This window comes from Methylobacterium sp. E-065 (assembly GCF_022829605.1).
Taxonomy (GTDB): Bacteria; Pseudomonadota; Alphaproteobacteria; order Rhizobiales; family Beijerinckiaceae; genus Methylobacterium.
The window spans coordinates 133,550-145,970 of sequence record NZ_JAKSYD010000253.1 but is presented as its reverse complement, the minus strand read 5'-3'; the positions used below and the strand labels follow the sequence as shown (position 1 = coordinate 145,970).

Sequence of the window (12,421 nt, the reverse complement as noted above, 5' to 3'; positions counted from 1 at the left end):
CACCTGCTCTACTGGTGCTTTTGTGGCCGTCTGCGACGATCGCCTTATGGTTGCTGATCAACACCTATGCCGGACGTCCGGTCTGGTGGTGGTGATCGGCGGATATGCGGTCAGCTGTCGTGCTGGTAGCCACTCATGAACGCGCCGAGCAGGTAGCCGGATTGATGCGCACCGAGGTAACCGAGTGTGATCAGCGTATGAAGCACATCAAAACCGAAGGTCGTGATGAAGATAGCCGATGCCGTGACCATGATGACCGTCGACGTCATGGCAAGGACGACCACTGTATAGGTTCGGCCGACCAGCCACCCCACTCCGAACAACATCACGGCCACCAGCATCGCGCCACCCAGATCGGATCCGTTCGAGGAGATGCTGCGCGCAATCCTCCTGCATCAGTCCGATCGATGATGACGTGCTGAAGTTCCGACATCAACCCCGGTGCGGCCCGGGCAACTTATCTACATTCCGCCTAACGGTTCCGTCCGAGTAGACTTTGAAATTTTAATTGGATCGGCGATTCTTCTGGATTTTATATCCCTCGCAACAGAGAATTGGCCGAGATCAGATGACACGCGGCGGCCACGCGGCCGTACGACAATCGATTCGCGGCAACCAATCTGGCACCATCGTTAACGCGGCGGGTGCGGTCGGCTTCGCCTGAATCGTGCGCGGCTTCTCGGCCTGTCAGTGCCGGAAGTGGCGGTGTCCGGTGAACACCATGGCAAGGCCGGCCGCATCGGCCGCGGCGATCACATCCGAATCGCGCATCGAACCGCCGGGCTGGATCACCGCCGTAGCCCCCGCCTCCGCCGCCGCCATCAGGCCATCCGCGAAGGGAAAGAACGCGTCCGACGCCACCACGGAGCCCACGGCGAGGCTCTCGGACAGGCCGAGGCGCTTGGCGCCCTCCGCGGTCTTCCAGGCGGCGATCCGCGAGGAATCGACCCGCGACATCTGCCCGGCCCCGATCCCTACCGTCGCACCGCCCTTCACGTACACGATGGCGTTGGACTTCACATGCTTGGCGACCCGGTAGGCGAAGCGCAGATCGGCGAGTTCCGCCTCGCTCGGCGCGCGCTTGGTGACGACCTGAAGCGGCATGTCGTCGACCACGGCCGCGTCGCGGCCCTGGACCAGCAGCCCGCCGGCCAGCGACCGCACGACCTCGCCGGGCGCCCGCGGATCAGGCAGGCTGCCGGCCAGGAGGAGCCGGAGGTTCTTCTTGCCGGCCACGATCGCGGCGGCCTCGGGCGTCGCATCCGGCGCGATGATCACCTCGGTGAAGATCTCCACGATCTTCGCAGCCGCCTCCGCGTCGAGCGTCCGGTTGAGCGCCACGATGCCGCCGAAGGCCGAGGTCGGATCACAGCTCAGGGCGCGCTCGTAGGCCTCGAGCAGGCTCGCCCCCTCGGCGACGCCGCAAGGGTTGGCGTGCTTGATGATCGCCACCGCGGCGGCGCGGGCGGGATCGAACTCCGCGACGCACTCGTAGGCGGCATCCGTGTCGTTGAAGTTGTTGTAGGACAGCTCCTTGCCCTGGAGCTGGCGCGCGGTCGCGACGCCCGAGCGGGGTTTGCCCGGGGCCCGATAGAAGGCCGCAATCTGGTGCGGGTTCTCGCCGTAGCGCAGTCTCTGCCCGAGGCTGCCCCCGAAGGCGCGGAATGGCGCCGCCGCATCGGCACCGAAGCGGCCGGCCATCCAGTTGGCAATGGACGCGTCGTAGGCCGCCGTGCGGGCGAAGGCTTTCTGCGCCAGCCGCCGACGCAGCTCCGCGTCCAGCGCGCCGTCATGGGCCTCCAGCGCGGCGAGCACGGACGCGTAGTCGGCCACGTCGGTGACGACCGCCACGTCGGCATGGTTCTTGGCCGCCGCGCGGATCATCGCGGGGCCGCCGACATCGATGTTCTCGATGCAGTCGGCGTCCGGCTTGTCGGCCGCGATCGTCGCCTCGAACGGATAGAGATTCACGACGAGCAGGTCGATCGCCCCGATCCCGTGGGCGGCGAGGGCCGCCTGATGCTCCGGGTTGTCGCGAATCGCCAGCAGACCACCATGCACCGCCGGATGCAGCGTCTTGACCCGCCCATCCATCATTTCGGGGAAGCCGGTCAGGTCGGCGACCTCGGACACCGCGAGGCCGGCCTCCTGCAACGCCCGATGGGTGCCCCCGGTCGAGACCAGGGCGATTCCGCGCGCCTGGAGCGCCCGGGCAAAGTCGACGAGTCCGGTCTTGTCGGAGACCGAGAGGAGCGCGCGGGAGACCCGCACCTGATCGTGCGCCATGGTTTCGTGCCGAAAGCGTGAGATTTTTTCGGGCGGTAGCACGGAAACGGCGATCCGGGCCAGCCGCTCGTCAGCTCGGCGCGACGCCCCGCAGCGGCGCCGAGGCGAGGCGCGTGAAACTCCAGCGCACCTCGACATCCTCCGACACGGTCAGGTGGAGCGCGATCTGGTCGGTCCGGCGCGGGCCGGTCAGGCCGGAGAAGTACACGCTCTCCTCCAGGGCGATCTCGGCATTTTCCGCGCGGAACTGCCAGATCTCGCCGAGCGCCGAGGTGAGTTCGAGCCCTTCCGGCACCCCGCGCACGGCGATGCCGGGATGCAGGTGGAAGCGGATCGCGACATCCTGGGCGCGGCGGCGTGCCCGGCTCCCGGCCTTGCCCTGGCGCAGGAAGGCGTCCCGACCCTCGACGCGCGCCGCAGTGGCGACAAGCTCCCAGCGCCGTTCGTGGATGATCCCGTAATCCGGGCCGAAGCCGTCGTGCCGGGCGGCCAGCACGACGCGCTCGGCATCCTCGGCCCGCTCGGCCGCGACGGCGGTCGGGCCGCTCAGAACCACGGATCCGCGCCGCCGGATCAACCAGTCGGCGACCTGGCGCTCGCCCCACCAGCCGCTGCGCGTCAGGAACCGGCACGAAGAGGCCTGGGCCACGGAGGCCGTCGAATGCGCGGGCGTCGACCGGGCAAGGAGGCGCAGATCCGGCCCGCTCGCCGGCAGGCCGCAATTGACCACGATCCGCTGCGGTCCGCTCGACATCTCGAAGGCGAGGCAGCCCGCCCCGGCATTAACCGAGTACGGCAACGGCGGGCTCGCGCCGACATCGGCGACGATCACGATCCGGGCGCCCTCCAGCCGCTCGTAGCCGGAATTCGGGGCATGCATCAGCGGCTGGGCTAGGGCGCCGTCATAGATCAGCAGGGTGGCAAGGTGGTCCGCGTCGGTGGCGCCCATGCCGTTGAAATGGCTGAGCGAGGCGTCCGGGTGGCGCAGGAGCCGCAGGAGCGGCAGCATCCGGTCGATCGCCCCCAGGAGCGCCACCGGCGGCTCGACGCTGCGGCTCAGATAGCTCTGGCGCAGCGGCAACAGGTCGAGGAGCAGCTCCATGGCGAAGCGCGGATCGCGCGAGCGATGGCCGCCGTCGGTGAGGATCTGACGGTCGAGCTCCCGCGACAGGACCCGGGTCGCCCGCCGAAGGATCGGCTGGATCCCGTCGCAGCACAGGCCCGCGTAGCAGAGCGCAACGGCGGCGTTCAGGCGCCATTGCGGCGGCACGCCCCGCCGCAGATCGCGCTCCAGCTGTTGCGCGTTGCGGGCGATCGCCTTGAGGAAGCTCTGGTAGAACGCATGGTCTGCGCCCTCCAGCACGAGGGGCGACTGACAGAGGAACGAGATCAGCCGCCGCGCCGCCACCGGTGTCTGGCGGGCCAGAATCGGGTCGCCCCGCCCGGCGATGAAATCGGCCACGAAGGCGCGGGCATTGGCCCGGGCCAGCGCCGTGTCGGCGGCGCGCAGATGGCGCAGCCAGCCGAAACCGTAGAGCTCGTCGGCCCATTCCGGAGAGGGAGGCGCATAGTCGAACGGCGAGCCGCCGCTCGCCGCGAGCGACCGCCCGGCGAAGACGAACAGCCCCGCGTAGATGTCGTCCGCGAAGGTTGCGTCGGAGGTGCGCAGATCCTGGGGGGCGATCACGAGCCCGGTCACCCGCATCCGGGCGAGGATGTCGGGGGACGCCGTCAGGCTGGCGGCGGCCGCACGGATCGCGCGCGCGGCCTCGCGCGCGACGAGCCGATAGAAGCGCCAGCGGTCAGGCCCCCAAGCCACGCGATCTCCGAGCTGCGCGATCCGACAAGGCCCCACGGCCCTGAGCCCTCGCGGACGAGGATCGGCTGGCACCCGTTACGTAAGGCTAGAGGGGGCCTCTTAACCGCCAGTTTACGCTATGTCATGCCCGTCGCCCCGCGGTCGAGATCTCAGCCCGCCCCCAACGCCGCCGCGAAGGCGCGCAGGTTCGCGCGCATCATGTCCAGGTAGGTCGGTGCCGAGCCGTCGGGCCCCGAGAGCGCATCGGAATAGACCTTGCCGCCGATCCGGGCACCGCTCTCCCGGGCGATCTGTTCCATTTGGCGGGGATCGCTGACGTTCTCCAGAAACACGGCGGGGATGCGGTCCTGGCGGATCTGCCGGATGATCGCCGCCACGTCGCGCGGGCTGGCCTCGCTGTCGGTCGAGACGCCTTGGGGTGCCACGAACCGCAAACCGTAAGCCGCCGCGAAGTACCCGAAGGCATCGTGGGTCGTGATGATCCGGCGGCGGTCCGGCGGGATGCCGTCGATCGTGGCGCGCACCGCCCGCTCCAGGGCGTCGAGCTCGGCGATGTAGGCGGCAGCCGCGTCCCGGTAGGCAGCGGCATGGGCCGGATCGACCTTGGCGAGGCCGTCGCAGATATTGGCGACGTAGATCCGCACGTTGGCGACGCTCTGCCAGGCATGCGGATCGACCGCATGGTCGCCGTGATCGTGCCCGCCCGCTCCATGGGCGTGCTCGTCCTGGGCGGGGATCGGCGTCACCCCCGCGGAGGCCACCACCACCGGCGCGCGGGTGCCGGAGGCCCGGATCAACCGGTCGAACCAGCCCTCCAATCCGAGGCCGTTGACGAACACGATGTCGGCCTCGGCGAGCTTGCGGGCATCGGCCGGGGTCGGGCTGAAGCCATGGGCGTCGGAGTTGGGCCCGACCAGCGTCGAGACGACCACGCGCGTGCCGCCGACGGCCCGGACCAGATCGCCCAGGATCGAGAAGCTCGCCACCGCCCGGACCGGGCTCGCCTCCGGCGCTGCCCGAGCCGGAACCGCGAGGATGAGGGCCAGGATCGCAAAGCCGGCCCATGCGCGGATCGCAATCCGCATCGTTTCCGCCATCCCACGCACGGTCTCAGCTCCCACTCACGTCCGCGCAGGCCAGTAGTGTAACAATGTTACATACACAAGCGGGATACACGCCCGGCATTCGATAGGCGTCACCGGGCATCCTGGCGGCGGACCTGCCGATGCCCCGCGTGTGAGACGGAGGTTTCCATGTCCCGACGTTTGAGAGCCGCACTCCTCGTCACCGGTGCCCTCGGCCTTGGGCTGACCGGCGCGGCAATCGCCCGCGATCATGGGATGGACGGGGTCCGCGGGCATGGCCGGTGGAGCGCGCTGAGTCCCGAGGACCGGGCGGCGTTCACGGATGCCCGGATCGCCGCGCTCCATGCCGGCTTGAAGCTCAATGCCGATCAGGAGAAGCTGTGGCCGCCAGTGGAATCCGCGATCCGCGATATGGCCACGCTGCGCCAGCAGCGCCGCGAGGCGATGCGCAACCGGCCGAAACTGGCCGACGATGCCCCCGCAGCCTTGCGGGCCATGGCGGACACCGCGACCGCCCGTGGCGAAGCCCTGCGCAAGCTCGCCGACGCGTCGCAGCCGCTCTACGCCAGCTTGGACCAGGACCAGAAGCGGCGCGCCATGATCCTCGCCCGACCGATGGACGGCCACGGGATGCGGGGCGGCCGGCATCACGGCCACGACGAAGATCACGGTCCGGGCGGCGGCGACCGCTGACCCATAAACCTTGATCCGCGGCGGCGGCGGCGGCAAACCCGCTTCCGCCGCGCCTCCTGCCGGAGGACGGCGCTGATCCGACCCGGTAGGTTTCATGGCGCGCCTTCCCGGCGACACGGCACCCCTTCTCGCCCGACTCTGGCGCACGTGGTTGTACCCGCATCGGGCCACCCTCGCGGTGGTGCTCGTGCTGATCGCGCTGGTCGGCGCCTCGACCGGGCTCTACCCGGCGCTGATCAAGGCGGCCTTCGACGCCTTCGACCGCAAGGATTCCGTGGCGGTCGCCTACGGACCTCTGGTTGTGATCGTTGTCACGGCCACGCGCGGTTTCGCGCTGTTCGGACAGACGGTGCTGACCAACCGGGTCGTCACCCGGGTCGAGGCCGACATGCAGGCGGCTTTGTATGGGCACTTGATCGAGTCCGATCTCGCCCAGCTCGGCCGCGAGAGCCCGGCGGCGCTGACCCAGCGCTTCACCACCGATTTCGCCTTCATCAAGGAGGCGCTGACCCGCATCTCGACGGTTCTGCTGCGCGACATCGCCATGCTGATCGGCCTCGTGGCGGCTCTGCTCTGGATGGATCCGGTGCTGACGCTCGTGGCCGGCCTCACGGTGCCGTTCGTGGCTGGCCCGATCGGGCGGATCGGCAAGAAGCTCCGGCGGGTCTCGACCTCGACGCAGGAGCAGATGGGCGCCACCGCCAGCCTGATCTCGGAGAGCCTGCAGGGCGCCCGCGTCGCCAAGACCTACGCGATGGAGCCCTACCTGAAGGGCCGCGCCGCCGAGGCCCTCGACGAGGTGCGTCGCCTCAAGATGAAGGCCGCCAACGCCCGCGGGCGGCTCGATCCGCTGCTCGAGATCGGCGGCGGCATCGCGGTGGCGGGCGTGCTGGTGCTGGTGGGGCAGCGGGTGCTCGCAGGGGAGAAGACGGTCGGCGACTTCACCGGCTACGTGGCGGCCCTGCTGCTCGCCGCCCAGCCTGCCCGGGCTCTCGGAAACCTCAACGCCATCCTGCAGGAGGCTGCGGCCGCGCTGCGGCGCTACTTCGACGTGATGGATGAGGCGCCCACGATCCGCGAGGCGCCCGATGCCCGGCCGCTGACCGTCACAGCCGGTGCGATCCGCTTCGATGGCGTTCAATTCCGTTATCGCCCGGATGCGCCGGCGCTGGAGGGAATTGATCTTACGGTGCCTGCGGGCTCGGTCACGGCCCTGGTCGGGCGCTCCGGCTCGGGAAAATCCTCGCTGCTCAATCTCGTCCCGCGGCTCTACGACGTCACTGCCGGACGGGTGACCGTCGATGGCCAGGACGTTCGGGCGGTGACCTTGGCTTCGCTGCGTGCGGCGGTGGCGGTGGTCTCGCAGGAGGTCGTGCTGTTCGATGACACGATCGCCGTCAACATCGGTTTCGGCCGGCCCGGTGCCTCCCGGGGCGAGATCGAGGCGGCGGCGCGCGCGGCCGCGGCCCACGGCTTCGTCTCGGCCTTGCCGGAGGGCTACGAGTTCCGCGTCGGGCCGGGTGGCGGCCGACTCTCGGGCGGCGAGCGGCAGCGGGTGGCCTTGGCGCGCGCCTTCCTGAAGGACGCGCCGATCCTGCTCCTCGACGAGGCGACCTCGGCCCTCGATTCCGAATCGGAGCGCCTGGTTCAAGAGGCTTTGACCCGGTTGATGCAGGGCCGCACCACCTTGGTGATCGCCCATCGCCTCTCGACCGTGCGCGAGGCCGATCAGATCGTCGTGATGGAAGCCGGCCGCGTTATCGAAGCCGGGCGGCACGACACGCTCCTCGCGTTGGGCGGCGCCTACGCGCGCCTGCACCGGCTGCAACTCTCCGAGCCCGCGGCGGCGGAGTGATCCGCATGAACGGCGACATCGTCATGCGCCGGCTCCGTAGATTCGCGCGCGAGAGCACGCCATAAGAGCCTCAGCCGATGAGGACCCCACCGTGAGCGACCTGACGTTCGAGATCCAGAGCCACCCCGCCCGCCGGACCGCCGAGGAGCGGGCCGCGCTGATGGTGAATCCCGGCTTCGGCAAGGTGTTCACCGACCACATGGTGGTGGCACGCTATTCGGCCGGACGCGGCTGGCACGACGCAACGATCAAGGCCCGTGAGCCGATCCCGCTCGATCCGGCCGCCGCGGTGCTGCATTACGCGCAGGAGATCTTCGAGGGGTTGAAGGCCTATCGGACCGCCGATGGGGGCGCCGCCCTGTTCCGGCCGGACGCCAACGCGCGCCGCTTCCGTCACTCGGCTGAGCGCCTGGCGATCCCGCCCTTTCCCGAGGATGCCTTCGTCGAGGCGATGCACAAGCTCGTCGAGATCGATCGCGCCTGGATCCCCGACACGGCGGATGGCAGCCTCTATCTCCGTCCGTTCATGATCGCCACCGAGGCGTTCCTGGGGGTCAAGCCGGCCTCCGAGTACCTGTTCATCACCATCGCGTCGGCGGTGGGCTCCTACTTCAAAGACCCGAACAGCACCGTCACGGTCTGGGTCTCGGAGCACTACACGCGCGCCGCCCCGGGCGGCACCGGCGCGGCCAAGTGCGGCGGCAACTACGCGGCGAGCCTCGCCGCACAAGCGGAGGCGACCGCGCAGGGCTGCGAGCAGGTGGTGTTCCTCGATGCGGTCGAGCGCCGCTACATCGAGGAACTCGGCGGCATGAACGTGTTCTTCGTGTTCGAGGACGGGACGCTCGTCACCCCCCCGCTCTCGGACAGCATCCTGCACGGCATCACCCGCGATTCGGTGCTCGCCCTCGCGCAGGAGGCCGGCCTTACCGTGAAGGAGGAGCCCTACGCGATCGACGCGTGGCGCGCCGATGTCCGCGAAGGCCGCCTGACCGAGGCCTTCGCCTGCGGGACTGCCGCGGTGATCACGCCGATCGGCACCGTGAAGGGCCGCGAGGACAGCTTCATCATCGGGAACGGCAAGGCCGGGCCGGTGGCCCAACGGCTGCGGAACCTGCTTGTCGATATCCAGCGGGGCAACACGAATGATGCCCATGGCTGGTTCCAGAAGGTGTTTTGAGACTTTTGAACCGTCCGCATTGGCGGGGAGCGGTTTGGGCTTTTCGAACGCGCACAGCGGCTCGGCCGAGCGCGCTCCCTCCCCCCTTTGCGGGGGAGGGTGGCCCCGGAAGGGGGTCGGGAGAGGGGAGCGACAGTACAGGATTAAGTTCTGCCCGTTCTGCCAGTCGCGCCCGCTTCTGAAACCGGGTTCCTCTCTCCCGACCCGGCCTTACGGCCGGCTCACCCTCCCCCGCAGAGGGGGGAGGGAGGCGCGCACATGACAGACGCGGTCGCCCAGCACACAGAACCGCCCATCGGACCCTGGAACCCCGGTGTCCGCTCCGACCTGCCGTCCGCCTTCCTGCCGCTGGTCACCGTCTACCGTCCGGAGCACGTCGAGACCCCGCTGCGCGACGCCCTCGATCTCAGCGACCTGTTCGGCCTGCCGGCCCGGCAGCTCACGCGATTCCGGGCGAGCCGCCTCGTCGTCCACGAGGTGCTGATTCGGGTCATGTCGGACCTGTCCGTGCCGGTGGGCGCGGTCTACGCCGATCTCGGCGTGAATTTCCGGGCGATCGTCGCCACGATCCTGCGCGAGGGCGTCGAGCCCCGCCTCGGAGACGTCGAGGACGCCCTGGCGCGGATCCGCGCCGAGGCCGACGCGGTCCTGGCCCGCGAGATCGCCGCGATCCTCGACGACCCGCCGATCCCTCCCCCGCCGGAGCCGCGCTGGCTCGACCGGCTCCTCGGCCGGCGCCCGCCCGCGGTCGAGGCGCCGCGCGTGGACCGTGCGACCCGGGCGCTGCTCCATATCGAATCCTGGCAGCGGCGGGCGTCGGAATCCGGCGACGGCCTCGAGATCGCGGCTTGCGAGGCGCTCCGCACGGTCGTGTCGGGCCTGATCGCCCGACACAACACCTTGATCCGCGACGCAGGTCTGTTGCGCAGCCTGGCCGGGACGCTGGTCTCCAACGGCTACGGCAGCCGCCGGATCGGCGAGAGGATCGAGCCCTGGATCGCCGCCGTGGTGGAGGCCCGAGGCTACCGCCGGCTCGCGGCCCAGGACCATCCGGTGGTGATGAACGTCAAGGGCGCCTCGGCCTCGGGCAAGAGCACGATCCGCCCCTATCAGCTCGGTCTTGCCAGACGCCTCGGCATGGCGTGGTCGGACTTCGCGGTGATCACGCCCGATGTCTGGCGGAAGTACCTGCTCGATTACGACAGCCTTGGGCCCGCGGCCCGCTACGCCGGGACACTGACGGGCTACGAGGTCGAGATCATCGACATGAAGCTCGACCGCTACGTCACCCGCAAGGCGGCGGAGCGGCGGATCTCGAACCTGCTGATCGACCGGTTCCGGTTCGACAGCTTCCAGGCCGAGGCCGGCTCGGACGGCGGCGGCCAGCTGCTCACCCGATTCGGCGACCGGGTCTACATGCAGTTCATGGTCACGCCGCCGGCCGACACCGTGGAGCGGGCTTGGCAGCGCGGTGAGATGTTCGGCCGCTACAAGGCCGTGGAGGATCTCCTCGCCCACAATGTCGAGGCCTATACCGGCATGCCGCGCTTGTTCTTCAACTGGGCATTGTCACGCGACAAGCAGGTGGTCTGCGAGTTCCTAGACAACAGCGTGCCGCTCGGCGATCGCCCGCGCACCATCGCGTTCTGGGCCGATGGGATCCTCAACATCCTCGACGTGAAGGGGCTCATCGACATCGACCGCTTCCGGAAGGTCGACATTTTCGCGCGCGGACCGGAAGCGGTGTTCAAGGGCGCGGACCTTTCGGCATCCGCCAACACGGCGTTCCTGCGGGAATGCCTGCGCCGGATGACGGCGATCCGCTTCGTTCAGGCCGAGACCGGACGGGCGATCCTGCGGCTCGATCGCGGACGGATCACCGGGCTCGACCCCGCCGCTTTGGCGGCTCTCGCCGACGAATCGGACTGGATGGCAGCCCGCGCGCTGATCGGCATGCCGGATGACCTGGCGGCGATCCCGATCCTGGATGAGACTTTGCGGCCGGCGGATCAGCCGACCCTTGGATCGTGGGGGAGCGATTCCCCATGCCTGTGAACCGGCACAATATCGCCGTCCTGACAGTTCATTCCGTCCGTCTCACGCTGGTATATTGCATACCTGGAACGGATGTGCATGATCTGTGGTGCACGAGACGCCGCCGCGTAAGGCCGCGCCGCCCAAGAGAGGCTTAGGGATGGAACGCCAGGATTCGCCGTCGGCGAAATGGTGGCAGCTCGCTTTCGGCGTGATCTGCATGGCCATGATCGCCAACCTGCAATACGGCTGGACGTTGTTCGTCGATCCGATCGACCAACGGTATCATTGGGGCCGGGCGGCGATCCAGCTCGCCTTCACCTTGTTCGTCGCCACCGAGACCTGGCTGGTGCCGGTCGAGGCGTGGTTCGTGGATCGCTACGGCCCGAAGATCGTCGTGGCGTTCGGCGGCGTGATGATCGCCCTGGCCTGGACCATCGACGCCTACGCCGACAGCCTGTTCCTTCTTTATCTCGGGGCCGTCATTGCCGGCATCGGCGCGGGCTCGGTCTACGGCACCTGCGTGGGCAACGCACTGAAGTGGTTCCCGCATCGGCGCGGCCTCGCGGCCGGTGCCACCGCAGCCGGATTCGGCGCCGGCGCGGCCATCACGGTGGTGCCGATCGCCCGGATGATCGCCACCAGCGGTTATCAGGACGCGTTCCTGTATTTCGGCATCGGTCAGGGCGCCGTGGTGTTCGTGCTCGCCTTCCTGCTGCGCAAGCCGTCGACGATCGCGCAGGTCCAGCGCAAGAGCTCGCGCCTGCCCCAGACCAAGATCGATCGCAGCCCCCGCGAGGCGGTCCGCACTCCGGTCTTCTGGGTCATGTACGCAATGTTCGTGATGGTCGCCTCCGGGGGCCTGATGGCGGCGGCGCAGATCGCACCGATCGCCCACGACTTCCAGGTCGCCGGCGTCCCGGTGAGCCTGTTCGGCCTGCAGATGGCGGCGCTGACACTCGCGATCTCCCTGGACCGGATCTTCGACGGGTTCGGGCGGCCGTTCTTCGGCTACGTCTCCGACCATATCGGCCGGGAAAACACGATGTTCATCGCCTTCTCGACGGCGGCGGCAGCGGTGATCGTGCTCCTGACCTACGGCCACAACCCGATGGTCTTCGTATTTGCGACCGCGGTGTATTTCGGGGTGTTCGGCGAAATCTACTCGCTGTTCCCGGCGACGTGTGGCGACACGTTCGGGTCCAAGTATGCCGCCAGCAATGCCGGCCTGCTCTACACCGCCAAGGGCACCGCCGCCTTCCTCGTGCCCTTCGCGAGCCTGCTCTCGACGGCCTACGGCTGGTCGGCGGTGTTCACGCTGATCATCGTCCTGAACGTCACGGCGGCAGCCTTGGCCATGTTCCTGCTCCGCCCGATGCGGGCCCGCTACCTCGCCGAGCCGGAGCCCGCCGCGGCGCTTGCCGCCCGACCGATCCGGGCGGCCTGAAGGCCGTCCGCCCCGCCAACTT

Annotated in this window: 9 protein-coding genes; 5 read left to right on the top strand and 4 right to left on the bottom strand. The window is 69.1% G+C overall.

Going from position 1 to position 12,421, the window contains the following annotated elements; genetic code table 11:
• Positions 1-110: 110 nt before the first annotated feature.
• From MKK84_RS29290 to MKK84_RS29275, 4 genes are all read right to left on the bottom strand, one after another.
• Entirely contained in the window at positions 111-341 is a 231-nt protein-coding gene (locus MKK84_RS29290) for a hypothetical protein (RefSeq protein WP_243925631.1), read from the bottom strand.
• A gap of 346 nt (positions 342-687) precedes the next feature.
• Positions 688-2,286, bottom strand: a complete 1,599-nt coding sequence (gene purH / locus MKK84_RS29285; protein WP_243925630.1) for a bifunctional phosphoribosylaminoimidazolecarboxamide formyltransferase/IMP cyclohydrolase — start codon at positions 2,284-2,286, stop codon at positions 688-690.
• A gap of 70 nt (positions 2,287-2,356) precedes the next feature.
• Positions 2,357-4,105: a heparinase II/III family protein gene (locus MKK84_RS29280; protein WP_243925629.1), complete on the bottom strand. Its 1,749-nt coding sequence runs from the start codon at positions 4,103-4,105 to the stop codon at positions 2,357-2,359.
• Between the two features lie 149 nt (positions 4,106-4,254).
• On the bottom strand, positions 4,255-5,190 hold the full coding sequence (locus tag MKK84_RS29275) for a metal ABC transporter substrate-binding protein (RefSeq protein WP_243925628.1): 936 nt from the start codon (positions 5,188-5,190) through the stop codon (positions 4,255-4,257).
• A 168-nt stretch (positions 5,191-5,358) separates the two neighbouring features.
• Between MKK84_RS29275 and MKK84_RS29270 the strand changes: the two genes are divergently transcribed.
• The 5 genes from MKK84_RS29270 (at position 5,359) to oxlT (ending at position 12,399) form a co-directional block, all read left to right on the top strand.
• Complete coding sequence (locus tag MKK84_RS29270) at positions 5,359-5,883, top strand: Spy/CpxP family protein refolding chaperone (protein WP_243925627.1); 525 nt, start codon at positions 5,359-5,361, stop codon at positions 5,881-5,883.
• 94 nt (positions 5,884-5,977) lie between these two features.
• Positions 5,978-7,738 carry an ABC transporter ATP-binding protein gene (locus MKK84_RS29265; RefSeq protein WP_243925626.1) on the top strand — a complete coding sequence of 587 codons (1,761 nt, stop codon included), beginning with the start codon at positions 5,978-5,980 and terminating at the stop codon, positions 7,736-7,738.
• A gap of 160 nt (positions 7,739-7,898) precedes the next feature.
• Entirely contained in the window at positions 7,899-8,918 is a 1,020-nt protein-coding gene (locus MKK84_RS29260) for a branched-chain amino acid aminotransferase (protein ID WP_409566562.1), read from the top strand.
• A 258-nt stretch (positions 8,919-9,176) separates the two neighbouring features.
• Positions 9,177-10,973, top strand: coding sequence for a zeta toxin family protein (locus MKK84_RS29255; protein WP_243925624.1), 1,797 nt, complete (start codon positions 9,177-9,179; stop codon positions 10,971-10,973).
• A 139-nt stretch (positions 10,974-11,112) separates the two neighbouring features.
• On the top strand, positions 11,113-12,399 hold the full coding sequence (gene oxlT / locus MKK84_RS29250; protein WP_243925623.1) for an oxalate/formate MFS antiporter: 1,287 nt from the start codon (positions 11,113-11,115) through the stop codon (positions 12,397-12,399).
• The last annotated feature ends 22 nt before the right edge of the window (positions 12,400-12,421 follow it).